14 protein-coding genes are annotated in these 21,962 nt (G+C 50.1%); all 14 read left to right on the top strand.

What is annotated here, in order from left to right:
• Positions 1-51: 51 nt before the first annotated feature.
• From B5Z18_RS24585 to B5Z18_RS24520, 14 genes are read left to right on the top strand one after another with little or no spacing between them, the layout of a single operon-like run.
• The gene (locus B5Z18_RS24585; protein WP_079472174.1) at positions 52-1,473 is read left to right on the top strand and encodes a phage tail sheath family protein; all 1,422 of its coding nucleotides are present in this window, start codon (positions 52-54) and stop codon (positions 1,471-1,473) included.
• A gap of 36 nt (positions 1,474-1,509) precedes the next feature.
• Positions 1,510-2,451, top strand: a complete 942-nt coding sequence (locus B5Z18_RS24580) for a hypothetical protein (RefSeq protein WP_079472173.1) — start codon at positions 1,510-1,512, stop codon at positions 2,449-2,451.
• 50 nt (positions 2,452-2,501) lie between these two features.
• Positions 2,502-3,413 (top strand): hypothetical protein, encoded by a 912-nt coding sequence (locus tag B5Z18_RS24575; RefSeq protein ID WP_079472172.1) that lies wholly within the window; start codon positions 2,502-2,504, stop codon positions 3,411-3,413.
• A 57-nt stretch (positions 3,414-3,470) separates the two neighbouring features.
• On the top strand, positions 3,471-3,938 hold the full coding sequence (locus tag B5Z18_RS24570; protein ID WP_079472171.1) for a phage tail protein: 468 nt from the start codon (positions 3,471-3,473) through the stop codon (positions 3,936-3,938).
• A 1-nt stretch (position 3,939) separates the two neighbouring features.
• Positions 3,940-4,440, top strand: a complete 501-nt coding sequence (locus B5Z18_RS24565) for a phage tail protein (protein ID WP_079472170.1) — start codon at positions 3,940-3,942, stop codon at positions 4,438-4,440.
• 3 nt (positions 4,441-4,443) lie between these two features.
• On the top strand, positions 4,444-4,623 hold the full coding sequence (locus tag B5Z18_RS24560; protein ID WP_079472169.1) for a DUF5908 family protein: 180 nt from the start codon (positions 4,444-4,446) through the stop codon (positions 4,621-4,623).
• Positions 4,620-5,315, top strand: a complete 696-nt coding sequence (locus B5Z18_RS24555) for a CIS tube protein (protein WP_079472168.1) — start codon at positions 4,620-4,622, stop codon at positions 5,313-5,315. The genes B5Z18_RS24560 and B5Z18_RS24555 overlap by 4 nt, the downstream gene beginning before the upstream one ends.
• Positions 5,312-7,087 carry a type VI secretion system tip protein VgrG gene (vgrG, locus tag B5Z18_RS24550; RefSeq protein ID WP_079472167.1) on the top strand — a complete coding sequence of 592 codons (1,776 nt, stop codon included), beginning with the start codon at positions 5,312-5,314 and terminating at the stop codon, positions 7,085-7,087. The genes B5Z18_RS24555 and vgrG overlap by 4 nt, the downstream gene beginning before the upstream one ends.
• A 53-nt stretch (positions 7,088-7,140) precedes the next feature.
• A complete protein-coding gene (locus tag B5Z18_RS24545; protein WP_079472166.1) occupies positions 7,141-7,431 on the top strand; it encodes a PAAR domain-containing protein in 291 nt (96 codons plus the stop codon).
• A 12-nt stretch (positions 7,432-7,443) separates the two neighbouring features.
• Entirely contained in the window at positions 7,444-7,872 is a 429-nt protein-coding gene (locus tag B5Z18_RS24540) for a GPW/gp25 family protein (protein WP_079472165.1), read from the top strand.
• A 42-nt stretch (positions 7,873-7,914) separates the two neighbouring features.
• A complete protein-coding gene (locus B5Z18_RS24535; RefSeq protein ID WP_079472164.1) occupies positions 7,915-12,387 on the top strand; it encodes a baseplate J/gp47 family protein in 4,473 nt (1,490 codons plus the stop codon).
• 10 nt (positions 12,388-12,397) lie between these two features.
• Positions 12,398-18,793 carry a hypothetical protein gene (locus tag B5Z18_RS24530; protein WP_079472163.1) on the top strand — a complete coding sequence of 2,132 codons (6,396 nt, stop codon included), beginning with the start codon at positions 12,398-12,400 and terminating at the stop codon, positions 18,791-18,793.
• Positions 18,794-18,799: 6 nt separating this feature from the next.
• Positions 18,800-20,236 (top strand): contractile injection system tape measure protein, encoded by a 1,437-nt coding sequence (locus tag B5Z18_RS24525; RefSeq protein ID WP_079472162.1) that lies wholly within the window; start codon positions 18,800-18,802, stop codon positions 20,234-20,236.
• 38 nt (positions 20,237-20,274) lie between these two features.
• Positions 20,275-21,960, top strand: a complete 1,686-nt coding sequence (locus tag B5Z18_RS24520; RefSeq protein ID WP_079472161.1) for an eCIS core domain-containing protein — start codon at positions 20,275-20,277, stop codon at positions 21,958-21,960.
• The last annotated feature ends 2 nt before the right edge of the window (positions 21,961-21,962 follow it).

Here is a 21,962-nt window from a genome sequence, read left to right as displayed (position 1 = left end):
AGCGTATGATCTATTCAAACAACAATTAAAAACAGTTAAAACCCCAAACATATGGCAGAATATAAAACTCCCGGCGTCTACATCGAGGAGATCGTAAAATTTCCCCCCTCCATAGCCTCTGTTGAAACAGCTATTCCGGCTTTCATCGGCTATACGGAATCTGCTCAGAACAAAGTGCCAGGCGATCTGGTGATGATTCCCACCCGTATCACTTCTATGCTCGACTACAACCGCATCTTCGGCGGCCCGCAGCAGGAAGAAGAAAGCATTACGGTGAACATCGACAGCTCCCAGCCACAGGCAGTGATCAAAGCAGTGATTGATCCGTTAAAAGCATCCAAATACCTGATGGCATACCAGCTGCAGATGTTTTTCAACAACGGCGGTGGCCCGTGCTACATCGTTTCTACAGGTGATTACAGCACCGGTGGCGTGATTTCACTTACTACGCTCACCGACGGACTGAATGCCGTGGAAAAGATTGATGAGGTAACGCTCCTGCTTTTCCCGGATGCTATCAACCTCACGGATGCAGCTTCCTATTACACGCTGCACAAATCAGCACTGGATCAGTGCAGCCTGCTGAAAGACCGCTTTACCGTTTTTGATATATGGATGGACCCCGCTATTGGTCCCGCTGAAAGCATCATCGATCATAACGTTACCCTGTTCAGGGATGCCGGTTTTGGTGAGATAGAAACCAAAAAATACGGCGCCGTTTATTTTCCGCGGGTAAACACCCAGCTGGCTTATGCCTACGACGAAGCTACCGTACAGGTGGTACAAACCGGCGGCGATGGCTCTCTTAACGGTACGCTTGCGGCATTGAAAGGTATCAACAACGCGTTTTATTACCAGGCATTAAATGCTATTACACAGATAAGAATGCTGCTGCCTTCTTCCGCTGCAGTAGTGGGCAAATATGCTGAAACAGATAACAGCCGCGGTGTATGGAAAGCACCCGCCAACATCGGCATTGATTACGCTGTAAGTCCTGAAGTGATTGTTACCAAACGTGAACAGGACGACCTCAACGTGGATGTACGCGATGGCAAATCTGTTAACGTGATCCGGTTCTTCCCCGGCCGTGGTCCGGCTATCATCTGGGGCGCCCGCACACTGGCAGGTAACGACAACGAGTGGCGTTACATCTCCGTTCGCCGCTTCTTCAACATGGTAGAAGAATCCGTGAAGAATGCCACCCAGCAGTTTGTGTTTGAACCAAACGACCTGAATACCTGGGTACGCGTGAAATCTATGATAGAGAACTACCTCACACAGCAATGGAAGGCCGGCGCATTAATGGGCACTACCACCAGGGAAGCCTATTTTGTAAAGGTTGGACTTGGCGAAACCATGACGGAGCTGGATGTATGGGAAGGACGTATGATTGTAGAGATAGGAATGGCAGTGGTACGCCCTGCAGAATTCATCATCCTGCGCTTCAGCCACAAAATGCTGCAGGAATCTTAATCCTTTTACATTCAGACCAAATAAACTGAATACTGTATGAACGCAATGAACCCCACCCAATCATCGGCCAGCAATGGCTGCGGTGACTCCACCAATAAAACGCAGCAATACATCGATAACAACAAACGCGGAATCTGCAGCGCCTTCTCAGATTCGCTGAATGTATTGCGTATGCGCGAAGGCGAGTACAAAGGCTATAAACCGGTGTACAAATACAAACAGTGTTTCTTTATCAAAGCAGAAGAAACCTGGCGCTTTTACCGCTCCATCGACCTGTGCGCTACACTACCGGCCCAGAAAGATGCGGACCTGATAAAAGATAAACTGAGCAAAGCAAACGACGTGAACAAAGCCGTGGCAGCCGCTCTCGCCATTGTTGCCAAAAACATCCAGGACGCCAAACAGAAGTTTGCCCTGCTGAGTGAAGCAGCCCATAAGCTGAACAACAAAGCAGAAGACAACTGCAACAAAGCACAACGCGCCGCACTGGGTAAATTGAAAGCCGGCAGCAAAGATTTCAAAACCTGCTTTGATAACATCGTAGATGGCTCACAGGAAATGTATGCCTCTGAAGGCGGTTGCGGCGACGGTGAAACCGTTAGCATCAACAAGCTGCACTGCGCCATCGGCGACGTTTCCGGCATACAGTCGTTTACCAGCCTGGAAAATGTGATCGCCTTGCATAAAGATCTCGCAGACGCTATTAAAATCTTCCGGGATGATGTATTGCAGAATATCAAAACAGGAGAGGACGATCAGAAGAAAACCTACGGTGAACTGGGCGATGCCAAGATCCAGAAGGTAACGATCCGCGAAACACTCTGGTCTGCCAGAACCCAGACACAGGGAATCGACGATATCCGCGAATTCCTTTGCACACTGCCCTGCGGCGATTTACCCACTATCAAATCCATCTGCGAACAGGCACAGGGTAATTACTGCAACAGCAACGGCAACGGCGGACACTGTGATGACTGATTCCCATCCGGCAGAAAATAAATATTCCTGATCACAAAAAAATATTCACCATGAATTGCGATAAAGTGTATGAACCCTTTATAGAAAGTGAAGACTCCTGCTGCGCCACCATTCCAGGCAGCAATGAGACGGAGTGCGGCTGTGTGGACGACTGGAAAAAAGAACTGAAAGCAAAAGGCAGCCTGTATCAGCAGAAAGCGGCCGAAGCAGCCAAGAAAAAAGAAGAGCTGGCCCGCGCACTCGACTGGCGTAATAAGGTAAAACTCTACTTCGATAACGTACAGAAAAGCGCCGAGAAAGCAGATGCCATCACCAGCAAAGTAAAAGTAGTGCTGGACATCCTGGAAAAACTCTGTAAAAGCACCGGCTTCTCTGTAACAGCTATTGAAATCCTCTTCTGCATGACCAAAGAGTTATATACAAAAGTGGATGAAGTAGCAGCCTGCTACAATAATATTTCCAAAGCCATTGACTGCTCAAACGACCAGGTGCTGAAGAAAGGCGGTATCACAGATGCCTGGGTGGACTATGGCAAAAAACTCCAGGACGTGATCACTATCGGCAATGATATCTTCAATAATATCGTAATTGCCCTGAAAGCTGCTACCATACTGGATGAAACCATCTGCGAGAAGGACTACGGCATTAAGTCGGCGATTGCCGGTATCGGCTGCATCTTTAATCCAACCGGCAACGGCAATAACGGTAATGGCGGTATCAAATCCGGGGAAGATGACATGGAAATATGCTGCACCGATAAACTGGTATGCCCTGTATTTCCGCTCAAAAATGATCATTACTATACGCTTACCGAAAAGCACCTCACCAATGCAGATACCCGGCTGGCGGCCATTAAACCGGAATACGATAAAGTAAGCCAGGAAGCAAACCGCCTGCAGGCATGTACGGATAGTCTTACCAAAGCTATCAAACAGGCCCAGGACGCCAAAGCTTGTAAATAACGGCGCCTGACTATTAAGCATTGTTCAAATTTTTATCATCTTTTTAAATTTAAAGATATGCCCGCAAAAGGAACATACCCGTTACCCAAATTTCATTTCCTGGTAGAATGGGGGAAAGACGTACGCCTGGGATTCACAGAAGTTTCCGGCCTCGACTTTGAAACAGAAGTGATCGAATACCGGGAAGGTAACAGCAAGAAATATAATAAAAGCAAACAGCCGGGGCTGACCAAATACGCCAACATCACGTTGAAACGTGGCATATTTGAAGGCGACTACGACTTCTACAAAGCCTGGCGCGAAACATACTACTTCCAGGAAGGCAACAAAGCCGGTAGCAAATACCGCCGCGATGTAACCATCAAGCTGCTCAATGAAAGTCATGAGCCGGTGATTACCTGGAAAGTACTGAACGCATGGCCTTCCAAAATAACTTCCACTGATCTGAAAGCCGACGCCAATGAAGTAGCCATTGAAACAATGGAACTGGTGCACGAAGGGCTGGAGATCATGAACGTAGATTAACATGGCACAAGCAGTGATAAAGCCCGATAACTTCTGGCAAACGGTAGGCTTCCATTTCTCTGTCACCTTTTTTGGATTACCCAAAAACAGCGGTGGCAAAGATTCCGGCTCAGATCTCGATATCCGCTTTCAGAGCGTTACCGGTCTGGAAGCCAGCATCGGTGTTGAACAGGTGAAGGAAGGCGGGGAGAACAGGTTTGAGCATAACATTCCCGTGCGGCGTACTTACTCGCCGCTGGTACTGAAAAGGGGATTGCTCCGGCCGGCTGATTCTTCATTGTCATCCTGGTGCCGAAGGGCGCTGGAAGACCAGCAGATCAAGCCTTTGCAGCTGGTAAAGGTGGCGCTGCTGGATGAGGACCATAACATCCTCATGTACTGGAACCTCGCCTGGGTATGGCCCCGCAGCTGGAAGCTGGCGGAGTTACACGCAGAACGCAGCGAAGTGCTGATAGAAACACTGGAACTGAACTATAACCGGTTTGAATTTAAAAACAGCTGAGTCATGCCCATAGAAATCCGTGAACTGATCATCAAAGCTGAAGTGGCGCCGGATAATGCTTCCGGCGGATCGGCAGGCAGCAGCACAACAGCCGCCGCCGATGGCAGCCATGCAACAGAAGCAATGATCGCGTTGTGCGTGGAGAAAGTATTACAGGCACTGAAAGAAAAAAATGAACGATGACAGACGCAAAAGTGGAGAAGATCTACATCCTCACGTATTCTGACAGGTTGCAGCAGCAACTGGATAAGAACCACAAATTTACCATCCCGGTAAATGCGGAAACTTATACCCGGTCGCTGAAAGTAGACTATGACATCCGCCGTGAGCCAGGCAGCCAGAAAACAGAAGCGCGTTTTATTTCTACCATCCCGGAAGAGCTGAAGCTCGACTTTGTACTGGACGGTACCAACACCATAGAAGGATACGGTTATCCCGGTATGGATGTACAGGCGCAGGTAAAGCTGCTGCTGGATACCGTGTACTACATGGATGGGGAAACACACCGGCCACGTTTTCTGAAAGTGTTCTGGGGCAAACAGATCGCATTCCCCTGCGTAATGTCCAACCTGGACCTGAACTATGTGTTGTTTAATGCAGACGGAAGCCCGCTCCGGGTAAAGGTCAGCGCTACCTTTCTCAACTACCGCGCAAGGGAAGCCAATGAAAGGGAGCAAAGCAAAGCATCGCCTGACCTTACACACCACCGTGTTTTTAAACAGGGCGACCGGCTGGATCTTTTCAGTTTCAAGATCTACCAGGAACCTAAATACATGTTACAGGTAGCCCGGCAAAATAACCTTACCTCTTTCAAAAGAGTACCGGTTGGCAAAGAGATCTATTTCCCTCCATTCGATAAAAGCGAAGTATCATGAACGAAACAGGAATACCCAATACTTCTGCACATGATGTAGCGAGTTACAACATCCTGTTGAACGGTACCGAGCCGTTGAATCCTGTGTACGAGGTGCTGTCGCTCACGCTTACACAGGTGGTGAATAAAATCCCAGTGGCAAAGATCGTGTTACGCGATGGCGCCGCCGCCGACCAGAATTTCGCTATCAGCAATACCAGCGATCTCCTGCCCGGTACCAAACTCACCATCAAAATCGGACGCGATGGCTCCAACAAAGTATTATTCAAAGGCGTAATCGTTCACCAGGGCATCAAATTCCGCCAGGATGGCAACCCGGTGCTCACGGTGGAATGCCGCGATGAAACTGTGAAAATGGCCATCGGCAGGCATAGCAGGTACTATGAAAAAGTAAAGGACAGCGAAGTGATTGAACAGCTCATCAGGGGCTACAGTGGTTTAAGTGCAGATGTGGAAGCAACAACCGTGCAGCACAAAGAACTGGTACAACACCATAGCACCGATTGGGACTTCCTCCTGCTTCGCGCGGAAGCCAACGGCAAACTGGTGATCGCCGACCAGGGAAAGGTAAAGGTAAAGAAACCGGATACCACGGCATCGGCGGTATTACAGCTTACCTACGGCGCTTCCCTGATGGAACTGGAAGCCGAAATGGATGCCCGCTATCAATGGAGCTCCGTACATGCCAGCGCCTGGGATTACACCGGTCAGCAGCTATACGAAGCAGAAACCTCTTCCGCTGATTATACGGAGCAGGGCAATGTTTCCGGCAGCACATTAGCCGGTGTAATCGGTTTGCAACACTATGAACTGGCGCACAGCGGCCGCCGTGCAGCAGAAGAGTTGCAGCAGCTCACCAATGCCGCCATGCTCAAAAGCAGGCTGGCAAAGATCCGCGGCAGGGCAAAGTTCCTCGGCTTCTCCGGCGTAGCGCCCGGCGATATGGTTACCCTCCAGGGCATCGGCAACCGGTATAATGGCAACGCTTTTGTAACCGGTGTGCGGCATGAAGTAGCACATGGCAGTTGGGATACACATATCCAGTTCGGACTGGAACCCGACTGGCTCGCTGAAGCCTATAAGGATATTTCAGATATTCCCGCAGCAGGAATGCTGCCTGCTATTCACGGTTTACAGATCGGTAAGGTGGTGCAGCTGCAGAATGACCCCGACGGCGAACACCGCATCCTGGTAAAGATCCCGGTGATAGATAATGCGGCGCGTGGCATCTGGGTGAGGGTAGCCAGCCTGGATGCAGGGAATAACCGCGGCGCTTTTTTCCGCCCGGAAATTGATGATGAAGTGATTGTGGGTTTTATCAACGATGATCCCCGCGATGCCGTTGTGCTGGGAATGCTCAACAGCAGCGCAAAGCCGGCCCCCATCAATGCGCAGGACGCCAATGATGAAAAAGGATTTGTAACAAGAAGCGGCATGCGTATTCACTTCAACGACAATACGAAAACAATTACCATAGATACCCCCGCAGGAAACAGTATTACGATCGATGAAGCTTCTACCAGTATTAAACTGAAAGACCAGAACAGCAACACGGTAACGATGGATACTTCCGGTATCAAGCTGGAGAGCCCTATGAACGTGGAGTTGAAAGCAGGCGTAAACCTGGTGCTGTCGGCCGGTGCGGCCTTGTCGATAGGCGGCGCCAGTATCTCGGCAGCAGCAGATGGCGCAGTAGAGCTGAAAGGAGCGATCGCAAAATTATCTTCACAGGGTATCACTGAAATAACAGGTTCTTTAGTAAAAATAAACTAGCCGGCAAACCCCAAAAAGAACAACGATTGCCGGTCACTTAAATTGTTAATCTCATGCCTCCTGCAGCACGCATCAGCGACTTTCACACCTGCCCCCTGTTTTCAGGACCGGTACCTCATGTAGGCGGTCCGGTGGTAGGCCCAGGCGTACCCACGGTGATGATTGCCGGTATCCCGGCAGCCGTAACCGGTGATATCTGCACCTGCGTAGGTCCGCCGGATGCTATCGTGAAAGGATCTGCCACCGTGATGATAGGAGGGCGGCCCGCCGCAAGAATGGGCGACCTCACGGCACACGGCGGCGTAATTGTGATGGGAGCCCCTACAGTAATTATTGGCGGTTAAAAAATATCAGACATGTTACAAAATGATCCCCGTTCATTCCTCGGTACCGGCTGGAAATTCCCGCCAACATTTGATCTGCAAAGCGGAGCAGTGGAACTGGTGAGTAATGAAGCCGATATCAAAGAAAGCCTGGACATCCTGCTGTCGACCAGTTTGGGAGAAAGAGTGATGCAACCCCGTTACGGATGCGATCTGCAGGACTATATTTTTGAACCGCTCAACGCCGCCATGATCGGCTTCCTGCGCGACCTGGTGGAAAATGCCATCCTCTTCTATGAACCGCGTATCAAAGTGGAAGAAGTAGGCGTGGTAGCGATGGATAGCCCCGACCTGATAGAAGGAAGGTTTACTATCTCTATCGACTATACGATTGCCAGTACTAATTCAAGGTACAATTATGTGTATGATTTCTATTTGCTGGAAGCAGCGCAAAAACCCTGACCGGCGCCTCCGCCACAGGGTCATCAATTAATCAGTTAAATCATGATCGTACATCCTTTTCAATATGAACCAGGCATCAGTCAGCGTAACCGGCTACTACCGGCCCTGGATGCTGCCTCCGCACCGATAGACGGGAGAAAGCTCGCGGACCTGCTCCATTACTTCGTACAAATGGCGCCGCAGATCAATTATTACCAATACAAAGATGCCTACCTGATCAACGACTGGCAGCCTTTCTTCCGGAACAGCCTCCCTTTTCTGCTGGCGCAACTGGCTAAAACAAATACCAGCCAGCTGAAAGATAATTTTGAAGGATATGTAAACCAGGTATATGAACGCCCCACAAAAGATACGCTTCAACTCCTGATCAATTTTTTATATGATGATGTAATTGTTCCTATTGCACAGTGGCAGCTGGCTTTTCATGGTACAGGACTGCCAATGGAACGTAGTATAGAAGCCATTATACAGCAAAAGCTCCGTACACCGCTGTCCCGGTTCATCCAGTTCTCCAACGGCGCTGTGAAATGGTTCTGCGTTCGTCCCATCGATCTTTCTCAAATAAAAGATGAAGAGATCTGGGGTATCGATCCGCTGTTTGCTTATCTCGAATGGAACGAAAGTTTTCATTACGCCGCCACCTCCCGCGAAAAAGCATTGCTGCTGTTGCAGGCTTACCAGTCCATCTTTCAGCCATTCATAGATGCCATTGCCGCTATCGCCGCACTGGCGCCGGATAGCATCGGAGAAAGCCTGCAACCACTGAATGAAGCCTATAAAAAGAATCATACTCCACACCTGGGTCTGCTCTTTGCATTCCTGTACCTCTTCACACATGTACAGCAACAACTGAACGGATTCACACAAAAACATCTTGATTTCTTCTTTCAACAGGTATTAAAACTGGTACCCAAACCCCTCACGCCGGATAAGGCGCACGTGGTGTTTGAAGTACAGCAACCCTTTCAGCAATACCTGCTCCCGAAAGGAACTGCCCTCCGCGATGGAAAGGATAAACTGAAAACAGATGTGCTCTTCCGGCTTAATGATGAAATAGTGGTAGACAATGCCGCCATCTCCAGTTTACTTACCCTGTATGTAAACCCGGTAACAGCATTCAAAAGAACATTGACGGACGGAGGCCAGCTTTGTTATAAAAGGAATTTTATCGAAGGACTGTATATCGCCACCAAAGCCAATATGGCGGATGGGGTAGACAAACCCTTCCAGGAAAATATGCCAAAGAACTGGTTTACCGCCGGTTCCCGCTACAGTAAATTTATTGCACCCGGCAAAGTACAACCGGTGCAGCATCCTTATGCCCGCCTCGGATTCATGCTGGCTTCGCCGGTATTACTCCTGCAGGAAGGCACCCGCAAAATCACGGTAGATATTGAGTGCATCCTTTCTGAAAACTGCGACGATAATGTGTTGCTGCAGGACAGCGATTACTTCGATGCACTGAAAATTATCCTCAAAAATAAATACACCTACCTGTCGGACGACCTGATTGCAAAGGCAGAAGAAATGGGTGTGGACGCCGCCACCATCACCATACTGCGGGATGCGCTTACGGATGTAAGATATGCTTCAGATGGTACACATGCGGTGTTAACAGACAATGGCATAACGCCCGATCCTCCTTTAACGAACATCAACGCATTGCCGGTAGCAGTAAAAGAATTGTTTAAACCCCGCAGTGTGTTGCAGCTGTTTTTCAGCGGTGCGGAAGAGTGGATTACCCCACCAAAGCTGGCAGACATCTCCATTGTTACACAACCCGGTGGTTATAAATTAACGCTGAAAGTAGAGCTCCCGCCGGAAGTGCCCGCGGTTACTTTTTATGATAAGAAAGCGCTCAATGGCAACTATAACACCACCTTGCCCGTGCTCCGCGTGGAAGTGGACCAGCAGGTGAAATTAAGTCTTGATGATATCCTGGTTGAAAAAGTGGGGGGCGATTGCGGCCAGTGTAAACTGGAACGCCAGCCAAAGAACACGGTAACCGCTATTGCGCTGTATCACTTCCTGCGCGACTTCCGCATAAAGAATGTATCTATCAAAGTAGATGTTTGCGGGGTGAAAAATGTGATCGTGCAAAATGATGAAACGGTGCAGGATGTTAACTCGCCTGTTTATCCCTTTGGTACCCGGCCAGCGCTGATTGATTTTGAAATACTGAAAGGTAAAAAGGAATTTTCCACCACTGCTAAAGGTCCCAGCTTTTACATTGGCTCTACAGAAATTTTCGGGAAGAAATGGGACAAGGTATATGTGAACATGAACTGGAAAGATAAACCAGCCAGTTTCGAAGCGTATTATGCAGGCTATGTCCAGGGCGGATTAGCAGAGGCCGACTTCAAGATTAATAAATATGTTTTGCAGGATGGAAAATGGTTTAAAGAGAATGCATCGGCAGAAGAATTGTTCACCAAAAATGAGGATGTACCCTGTGATCCGCAGAAGATATACGATTACTCCATCGCTTTTGATCAGCCAACGGCAATAGATTTCAAGGATCAGTTCAGTCTTACCAGCGACAAGGTAACCCGGTACAATGCGGATACCCGTAATTACTTCGCTAAGATAACCCTCACCCGGCAGGACTTTATGCATAAAGATTATGCATTTGTACTGGCCCGCCAGATGACCGCCTTTAACCGCCTGCTGGATGATCCGAAAGATCCGAAAAACAGGATCGATACCGCTGCTTACTACAATTCAGTGGGCTCCCCGGTAGTGTTCAACCTGAAAGAACTGAAGCAACTGGTACAGGATACTTATGCAGATGCTTTAAATCTCAATAAATATATTCAGGGCCCCAGTGGTCTCGATGGCAGGATCCCATCCGATAGCATGTCGCCTCCCTGGGCCTGGACACCCACACCTGCGGAAGCATTAACCATCCGCTACATTTCCAGGGGCCCCAATCCACCGGACTTCCCCTTACGTGGCGGCTTCTTCCAGGGGTTTGAAGGGCTCACCGAACTGGCAAAAGATATCAAAGAAAAGCTGGAAGACATCCAGGTATCCGTGGTAGACACCAACACACTGTCTGCCATCATTCCCAATGAACCCTGGACACCGGTGATCAGCCAGATTTCCATCGACTACAGCGCTACCGCTATCCGGGAAGATGTGCAGTTGCTGCACCTGTATCCTTTTGAAAATACTTTTAAGGAAGAAGTGCTGGATCTTGAACCCTCGCTGTTACCGGTATTTTGCGACGAAGGTACTTTGTTTGTAGGGCTTGATCGTTTGCAGCCATACGGCAACCTGAATCTCTTATTCCAGCTGGCAGAAGCTACGGCTGATTCTGAATCGGAAAAAGCGGAAGTGGAATGGTTTTACCTGTGCAGCAATGTCTGGAAGCCGCTTCGCAAAGGATTCGAGGTGCTTAATGATGATACCGACGGGTTAACCCGCTCCGGCATTATCAAAATAGCCGTACCCGGCGATATTAATATAGTCAACACCGTTATGCCCGCCGGTACGTACTGGCTGAAAGCCGCTATCCCCGAAAACGTAGCGGCCGTGTGTGAAACCATCGGCGTACATACACAGGCCGCACTGGCTACTTTCACGGTGCTGCCTGAAAATGACCCGATGCGCCTGGGCGAAGTATTAAAAGCCGGCAGCATCTCCAAACTGGCAGAAGCAGATGCGCATATCAAAACCGTTACACAACTTTATGATGGCTTCAACGGACGGTTGCCGGAAGCGGCAGGACATTTTTATGTGCGCGTCAGCGAACAGCTGCGCCATAAAGGCCGTGCTATCCAGTCGTTTGATTATGAAAGACTGGTACTTGAAGAATTTCCGCAGCTGTATAAAGTGAAATGCGTGAACCATACGCTGGGGCTTGGCGCCAAAGTGTACCAGCAAGACCTGGTAGCTGCCGGCGGATATGTAGTAGTAGCCGTAATCCCCGATTTGCGCCAGCTTGCTGCCGGCAACCTGATGGAACCCAAAGCGCCGTTAAGCCTGCTGGAAAAAATACACACCTTCCTCAAACAACGTTCATCTCCTTTTGTGCGGTTGAAGGTCACCAATCCAAGATATGAAAGAGTGATGGTCGACATCTCCATTCAATTGTATAAAGGGAAAGATGAAAAATATTATACCGAAAAACTGAAAACAGACCTGCAGGAATTTTTCGCCCCCTGGGCGATAGGAAAACTGGATAAACTGTCGTTCGGACAAATCGTGCACCAGGCGGACGTTGTGAGGTTTGTGGAGCAACTGGATTATGTGGACTACGTAGAGTGCCTCACCATGCAGCATGAACTGGAAACAGCGCCATCGCAGCATATGGAGCCGCATACGCCGCGTTCTATCCTGGTAAGTGGCAACATCACCGTAAGCACACAGAAGAATGCCGTGGTTTGCCCGGATGTGGTAACGCGCATCCCTGAGCGGGAAACAGACTGTAATATTCCGGAACCCTTGATACCGCCATGTAACAATACACGGCCGGAATCGCCTGAGGAGCCGCAGGGCCCTATCATCAATTAACTACATCGTTATGGCTGAGGACACAAATACCAAGAATGTGATCATTAAAAATGATCCTGCTTTTCCACCGGAACTGGATTTTGAAAAGTTGCGGAGTGAAGGCATCGACTACCTCGGAAAACTTTCCGGCAAAATATGGACTGATCACAACGCACATGATCCGGGCATCACCATCCTGGAAGTGTTGTGCTATTCCCTGCTGGATATGGGCTACCGCACCAGTTTGCCGCTGGAAGACCTGCTTACCATGAATCCCGCAGGAAACGGGAAGGAAGATAATTTCTTCACGCCGGCAAAGATCCTCACCGTTAACCCGCTCACCATTACCGACTACCGCAAACTGCTCACCGATATCGATGGCGTAAGAAACGCCTGGCTGGAAATTGCCACCAATATCCCGCCGGAAGTGCATTGGTTTGGAGATGAAGGATTAGAATGCCGCAGCCGCAATCCGCAGCTGGCGGCCACCGGGGAAGATATTTCCCTGCTGGAACTGAATGGGCTCTATAATATTTTCATTGAACCCGAAACGCTGCCGGACGACAGCCAGGAAAGAGCAAAAGCGCTGGCTGACTTGAAAGAGCGTATCCGCAAAGCATTGATGGCACATCGTAATTTGTGTGAGGATTTTTATAAGATCACCATCCTGTGCCATGAAGAGATTGGCGTATGCACTGAAATCCAGCTGGAGGAAGATGCCGATGTGACCACGGTTCTAAATGAACTGGTGCTTCAGTTATATCATCTCTTTTCTCCCCGTGTTACCTTTTATACCCTGCAACAGATGCTGGAAGAAAAAAAGGTGACGATGGAAGAAATTTTTGCCGGCAGGGCCTATGCCGCCGGAAGTCATGGTTTCATTGACACCGCCGAGCTGGAAGCGATCAAGCCGCTCCGGGAAATCCGCGTATCGGATGTATATCATGTAATGTTTGATGTGCCGGGCGTATCCACTGTTTCCGGTCTTAGTATAGCCGGCTACGTTACAGGCGACAACACGCCCGTAGCCAGCACGAACGGCACCGCCTGGATCCTGCCTTTGCTGGATGGCCACCTGCCGCTGCTGTCGCTGGTATACAGCCGGTTTGTGTTTAAACGCGGCAGCGCCACGTTTACTTTTGATGGTACCAACCTGCAGCAGTATTTAAATGCTTCGCTGCTGAATGGCACGAAAGTATGGTACAACCAGTCGTCCGCATACCTTGATCATGGTGTGCCTTCCGGTTTTTACAGGGAGGACCTCGGCAATTACTATTCCCTGCAACGCGATTTTCCACGGGTATATGGTATTGGCAACGGGGAACTGGGCAACGATGCCTCCCCGCAGCGTAAGGTGCAGGCGTGGCAGCTGAAAGGCTTCCTATTGTTCTTTGACCAGCTCCTGTCTAACTACCTGGCGCAATTGCAGCACCTGCGCGACCTGTTCTCGATGTCGCCGGATGCGCCCGCGCAAACCTATTTCAGCGGCGCCGTTACCGACGTGCCGGACCTCGATAAACTATTGCGTTTCCAGCAGGGCGGATTCTATGCCGATCTGGGCTGGAAACAGAATGATACCCTCATGCTGCCGGTTGGAAAAGAGCTGCTCAACGAACTGCATACAGGCGTTACCGTTAAGAAAGATGTAATCCAGCGCTGGCGTAATAAATACTACAGCTTCGATTATCTTTCTGCACGGAATACTGCAGTGGAACAGCTTTTACTGGATATGAGTCACCAGGGCAATACTACTAACATTACTACGTATCTCTATGGCGATGGCTGCTGGTGCTTTGTGATAGCCACTCCCGGCAGGGAATATGTATTGCTTGGATGCCGCTATTATCCTTCTCAGCAAAAAGCAAAAGAGGCAGCGCAATCGGCCATATTCCTCGCCGCATACCCGGAAAATCTCCGTTCGTTCGGATTTAAAAATACCGCCAACAAGGAGCAGTATGCATTTGATGTGGTTTTCAGCCTGGCCGACTACCAGGGCTACCTGCAAAAGATCGTGGAAGATAAAGCCCTGTATCAGCAGCGCCGCGAAACCATGCTCAATCACCTGCTCAGCCGCTTTGCGGAAACGTTCACCGATTATGCGTTGGTGTTATATGGTATCAGCGACCGGCAACAGGCTGCGGAAAAGGGTTTGCGCGCCAAAGCGAAGTTCCTTTCTTCCTATGATAAATTAAGCAGGAACCGCGGTAAAGCCTACGACTACCGCGTAAACAAATGGAATACTTCCAATACTTCCGGTTACGAGCAACGGGTGAATGCGTTGGCGGGCATAGAAAGAAGTGACCGTCATTATTTGTGCCCGTTTATTGTTGGACCTTATGAAACTTTTTTTTATGCAGAAATAAAAGATGCCGATAACCAGGTGCTGTTCAGAACAAGTAACTATGTTACAAAGGAAGATGCTTCTGCCGCACTGATCTATCTTGCGCAACAATTAAAACACCCGGAACAGCTTATCCGCACAGATGATCCTGTGCAGGGGAAGTTCGGTTTACAGGTGCCGTTGTCGGCAGGCAAGGCATTCCTGGCATCTCCCGCAGCTTCACCCGAAGAACGTGAGAGCCGGTTGCTGCAGTTACAGGAACATTTTACACAGCAGCCGCTGAATGGTACCGCGGAAATCAGCCGCTATGATCATTTTATTGAAGTGACTGATCCTGCCGGGAAACCGCTGCTGCATTCCAATGAGGCGTTCCCCGATCAGCAGGCGGCTATAGCGGCTACGGACGACTTGCTCGCCAATGTGAAGGAAGACGACTGGAACATCCCGCCAACGCTGGATTTGCCGGCATTGCAGTTGTTACCCGTAAACGCCGCACATACTACCTATATCAATCTTGCTGCTTTCCAGGCAGATAATATTCAGCAGAAAGGCGGAAAATTACAGGTGCAGATCAGCATTGAAGAAGATGCGTTCATTATGTTTACTTCTGCATCGCCCGTGAAAAATGAGCAGCAGGCTACGGAAGAATTTCACCTGCTCCTGCAACTGGCAGCCACTCCTGCGGGTTATTTGGTGCGGCAAACCACCGATGGCAGGTATGAAGTGGTACTGGTAGAACGCAGCCATGTAAAAGCGACGCATCCTGCCTTATTCGATGAAGAGTTACAGGCCGATAACACCGTACTGCACATACAACAGATTGTACAGGCGCAGTTATACCAGGTGTCTTACTCCCGGCAGCCCGCAGCGTGGAAATACAAAGTACAGCTGCAGGGTATGGAAGGAAAGCCTTACCTGTTTAACAGCGAAGAAGAATATTCCACAGAAGAGCTGGCAAAAACAGAAATGGACACCTTTATGGCGTCGCTGGATCACCTGGAACTCAAAGCAGAAAAGGGCGCCAAACCTGTTTTGCTGCATGCCGGCTTAAATAAAAAGATCATCATGCCCGCAGCAGCTGCAGCCGGTAAACTGCAGAGTGCTTTATCACTCGCGCAGTTGAGAAGCGGTGCCGCGCCGGCGGACATCGATTCCTATATTCATAGCACTGCTGTTAACGCAGAAGGCGCCTTTGTATACCGCGTGATTAATAAAACCGGTTGCTTTGCCCGTTTCCCCAAAACCTTTGCAGACAAAGCGCCGGCCACCGATCGCCTGGCAGCCTTGCGCAGCCGCAACCAGCAGGGTATCGATTACCTGGAAATATGTATGGGGGGAGAAGAGGTGGTTACCTGCGTGAAAGATCCGCAAACACAGGCCGTTAGCTACTATTATGTGATCCGCGGCATTGAAAAAATCTATCATTCACCCATCTATCCAAAAACAGAAACCGAATATTTCCGCAGTTATAAATCTTATAAATCTTCAGCAGAAGCACTGGCTGCATTTCGTCAGCAATACCTGCAACTGGTACACCTGGCCGGTAACCCCGCTGCCTATGGCAGCAGCATTATCCTGGCAGGGGATCCGGTAACGGATACCATCCCGCTGGCTATTGTACCCGCCGACACTATTACCCAATTCGGCGGAAAAGCCCAGCTGCTGGACATTGTGCCGCATATCATGCGGAGCTTCCCTTATCATTGGCTGAATAATGTACAGCGACTACGGGTAAGCCTGTACGATATTACCAAAAGGGAAAAGATCTGGAAACTCTGCAACGGCTTTGTGGATATGGCCGCCGCCAGTGAAGCGCTGAAACTATTCCTGGCATTGGCCCGGTACGCCGGTAACAGCGGCGTACGGCTTAATGAAACGAGTTGCCGCTACCAGGTAGTAATGAATGAAGTGCTCTTGGAAAGTACCCAGCATTATAATTCTCTGGAAGATGCATGGGGCGCCGCAACGAAAAACGCTAACGGCGATTACGTGTACACCGGGCTGGAACTGTTGCTCGACGCCACCCGCCGGGGCAACAGTGCCTATTACGGATATGTAAAAGACGATGGCTGTTACAGTTTTAAAGCAGTGAAGAAAGGCTACCGGCTGGCAGTACACCCCTATGAATACAACACGGAGGAAATCAGGGCCAAATACCTGCAGCAACTCCAAATGATCGGGTTGAAACTCGGTAAAAGCTGCCAGGTATCGCTGCAGGTAAAACCTTATTATGCGGGTAACTATTTCCAGCTGCAGTTAATCGCCAATGGTGAAGTGATATTGGTATCAGGACAGCAATACACGTCGGGTACCAATGCCGAAAGGGCGCAGGACGACTGGCTGTTTGAAGTACTATCGTTGTTGTGGAAAGACAGCAACTACTCCCTGAACACCACCACCAACCGGTTTGAACTGCTGAATGGCAACGTGGTAAGCGGCTATTTCAAACCGTCCGGTGACGCTGAGTTATCAGTGGATGACATGAAAGAATGGAAAGCAAAATTGCAGCAAAGCGCGCTTTATTACCCGGTGCGCCGTGTAAAAACAGCCTTTGGTCATACTTACTCTTTCCGTTTATACCACGATGATTTCATTCCGGAAGAGCCCTTGCCGGATGAAAACAGCGGATGCGCCTGTGATGCGCCGCCACCGGTACGTAAACCAGGGGCCATCATCTGGGAAAGTGCAGAACAGTATGAATGCCTGAATGCCGCCATCAAGGGCTTTTACAGGTTCTGCGCAGCATTGGCCATCCCGGATAATTATAAACCCACCCTTGGCGCAGATTGCGGCCCGTTTGGCATTGAACTGGTAGACGGCACTTACGTGCTCGCCGCCAATCCGCAGTGTTATCCCACCTTGCCTGCCATGGAAGATGCCATTGAGCGCACCTCCGCAGCTATTAATGATGAAGGCATGCATGTAGTGGAACACATCCTGCTCCGGCCACGTGTAGCGGACGATTGCCAGTGTTTACTGCCGGTGAAACCTGAACCGCTTTGCAGGCTGCCGTGGGAAGAAGAAGTGGTTGGCTATGATGTAGATCCGGAAGATGCGGTGTTTAAAACAACGGTGGTACCGTTTACGGATCCTTATTCCTTTGTGGCCACCATTGTGTTGCCCGGCTGGCCCGTGCGTTTCCGCAATACCAGCACCCGCGCCATGATGGAAAACCTGCTCCGCAAAGAAGCGCCTGCACATGTGCTACTGAATATACTCTGGCTCCGGCCACGCAGCTTCTGCGAATTTGAAACCCTCTACCGCCGCTGGTTGCAGCACCTCGCTTGTAAACCTGTTTGCGGCGATGACGCACATATTCAATGCTGCCTGATCTGTTACCTCTTCGGGCAAACCGATATTATGGATGCAGTACCTGATACGGCTACCGATCCGGATTGCGAACAGATTACGCCATCGTGCTTCGACGATAACCGGAAGAACAGACTACCGGAAGCAGATTTCGGGGATTGGATCAATCGGCTGTTCCGCAAAAACTGCGACATGCAGGAGATCGATTGTCTCTCGAATGAAAGCACGCCGCCACCTGGAAGGATCCTGGCGGATAAACGGAACATCGCGCCTGCAGCAGCACCGCCACAACCGGTGGAAGCTGTTACCACGCACAGAAGCAACTCCCCGGAAGATGTGTTGCTGCGCGACCGGAAGGGCCGTCAGCGTATTTCAAAGTACAAGCAACAAATCCTGCCGGTAGATGCCGATAATATTGTAGACACAGAAGCATACGACCGCACCGGTAAATTTATGGAAGCGGGCCCGCTGGATATGCATAAATACAGCACGCTGGCCGACTTCTTACTAAAAAAGATGCCGGCCGGGAAAAAAGCAGCCGCGAGTGAACAGGCGCTCCTGCTGCGCAATGCCACCTGGCTTTGCCTGGATCAGCTCCTGCTGCGGGTGCCGGTAAGCATTGCCGCACATGAAAAGAAACAGCTGCAGCAAACATTGCGCAAAATGAAAGACAAAGGAATCAACCTCGCGGCATTGGCAAAAGACTGGAAACCGGAAGACCTGATCTCTGACGAAAATGAAGACCTCGTAGCACAATGCCTGCGATGGATGAAATAAATAACCATGTTGCATAAGATCCGTAAACAAACACTCCTGCTGACAGTGCATAACAAAGACACTGTTTTTACCTGGCAACACCAGGTAACAGCGCTGTATTGGAATAAGATCATCCCTGCACTGGAAAGGCTGTTCGACAGTCATAGCAGCGACGACACGGTTATTTATATAGACCGCCTAGAGATTGACCTCGGGAAAATCAAGGCAGCAGATCTTAATAATGATCATTACGTAGCGTTGCTGCTGGAAAAAATGACCGTTGCATTAGCCAAGCTTCACGTAAAAGAAACGCCGCGTAAATCCCTGCTGGAGCACACCTTCGATCAGTGGTGCTACTACATGGAACATGGCACACTTCCCTGGAATGCCGCACGGCCCGGTGATGTGTGGTACCAGCAGGTATTACAGATATTGGCTACCAGTCACGAGGCGATTACCACACTCCGCAAACAGCTGTTGAATAACCCGGATTATCTCCGGCGCATCCTGATGCAGCATTCGCCGGAATTTATTACGCAGCTGCTTGCCATCATCACCGCCAAAAAACAGGACAGCTGGGCATCAGCGATTCATCAGCTCTATGACGCCTACCGCCTGTTGCAACTCACGCACAAGGGCGGCATGAACCGCCGCGCTTTTGAACAGGCCTGCTGGTATGCGTTGTTAGTACAGGCAGCAAAGGACCCCACTGTAAGTGAATCCGCACAAATGAATGAGCTGTTGATCGGGCAGCCGGTATTTGCTATGCAGATCCCGGAACTGATAACGGTATGCCGCAACAACAGCTGGGATAAATTATTAGCTGCCGCTACTTCTTTCAACACACAACATACTGCAGCGCTGCCAAACAAACAGGCGGATACGCCATTAACCAATGAGGCTTCCGCTGATCCGGAAACAGGTACATCTGAAGAAGAAATATCAGAATCCACTACCGGCGCCCATACTTATTACGTGGTAAATGCCGGGATCATTTTGCTGCATCATTGGTTGCTGCCCATGTTCCGCCAGCTGGAATGGACCGATGGTAAACGGTTCCTCAATGCAGCGTGTAAGCAGCAAGCCATTATGTTGCTGCACTACATGGCAACAGGCCAGACGGAGGCGGACGAATTTGAAGTGGTGTTGCCGAAACTGTTATGTGGCTGGCCGCTGAAAAGGCCGCTGGATACGAAGCTGGCGCCAACAGAAGAAGCGATGGAAGAAGCTGACGGACTGATAGAAAATGCTATCAGCCACTGGAAGGCATTAAAAAATATTTCTGCAGATGGATTACGGGAAGGGTTCCTGCAAAGGCCGGGAAGATTGATCACCGGCACTGATAAGCATCAGCTGCAAATGGAGTCAGATACCATCGACATCCTGCTGGACCGTTTGCCCTGGAACATCAGCATCATCAAGTTAAAGTGGATGAAAATACCACTGCATGTGCAATGGCGGTAAGGAGCATTTTTATTTGCAAATGAATTAAAAATATCCAGGTGAGCATAAAAACATTACAACCCGCAAATATCCAAAGAGAGGGCGCATCGCACGCCTCCGGCCTTAAACAGCCGGCAGCAACCCCTTTCTGGGGGAAGCCCGCGGCGCAATCTTTTTTCCAGCCCGCCATCCAACGTAAATGTGCTCATTGCGAAGAAGAGGAAAAGAAAAACAACGTGCAGCGGAAGGAAGCCTCTCCGGCCGCCATCTCCCCAACAGCAGTAGAAAGTAATATCAACAGTACCAAAGGACAGGGAGAAGGATTGAAAGGAGATACCCTGCAGGAAATGAACGGCGCGTTCGGCGCAGATTTCAGTAAGGTGAAGATCCATACCGGCAACAATGCAGCAGGACTTAACCGCCAGCTGAATGCACAGGCATTTACCACCGGCAACGATATTTATTTTAACGAAGGAAAATATGCTCCCGGCAGCAGCTCCGGTAAACACCTGCTGGCGCATGAGCTGACACATACTTTACAACAAGGACAGGGAACAACGGGTATAGCGCGGCAGGTAGCTCCGGTGAAAGAACACGGGGACCTGTCGCAGGTGCCTGCAACACTGGCTTGCCCCGTGGATACCAGTACTCCGAGGGTGGAAGACAGCTACCCCTTCACCGTATCTTCTTCCGGCTTATCGCCTGCGAACCAGCGGCTGATCAGCGGATTTGCTGCTAACTGGCATCGCCTCGGTGCGAGTGCTACGGTAAGGATAGATGGCTTCGCCAGCGTGGATGGCTCCGATCCGTTCAACTGGGAGCTGTCGTGCCACCGCGCGCAGGCAGTAAGAGATGAGATGATCACGCCATCTGATGGCAGCCCAGGCATCGGCGCCGGGTTTATTTCCATTTTTGCACATGGCGAAACCAATCACTTTTCCCGTACCGATCCGGTGGCCAACAGGGTAGCCGTTATCAGTTCGGTTGTGCCTGTACCACCGCCGCCACCACCGGGTCCAACGCCTCCCGTTACTCCTGAAAGAAAATGCGGACCTAATGTTACTTCAGAAATAGCGCGGGTATGGGCGCAGGTACAAAGTAATTTCAACAGCTGGGGATTCACGGATAAATTGAATGCCTGCCGTTATCTTATACAACCCGTGATTGTAGGCAGCGGCGGACCAGAACTCAATAAAGACGCATTTGATACATTCGGCTTATTCCTGAATACCGCCGGATGGACACAGCAAGGCCCTTATCATCCGCCATGCGGCGTACCCGGATCAACCGGTGATCCATGCTGGTCGCGGGATCCATTGCATGAAGCAGATGACGTATGCTCCAATACGGTGCAAACAGGAAGTGGCTGCTGGAAATCAGGCACCGTGAATTATGGTACCTATGGCATCATGATGCGCCTGTGCAATGGCTTTATTTCCCCGATCGGATTTTTGCCGCCGCCATTCGGCATGTTGAGCGGCGCCTTCTCCTATGCTTCCATGGTGGCGCTGATCACCGCCTATAAGCTGTACGACCACGAAAATCCGATGGATCCTATTGCCTGGGCAAGCGCCACTTATAATGGCGGACCATCGGGCGTTCCTTCCGGTGGCAACAAACCAAATTGCCCGGCTACCTGTAACGTACCATTTACAACCCCTTCATTTGATTATGTATGGGAACCTGTAAGACAACGGTCATCACTAAACGCCGCACCTTACGGATACCCCTGTACAACACCGTAATG

The sequence above is a fragment of the Chitinophaga ginsengisegetis genome, from assembly GCF_900168065.1.
Classification (GTDB): Bacteria; Bacteroidota; Bacteroidia; order Chitinophagales; family Chitinophagaceae; genus Chitinophaga; species Chitinophaga ginsengisegetis.
Note: the sequence above shows the minus strand (reverse complement) of the source record. Positions and strands in the feature narration are given on the sequence as shown.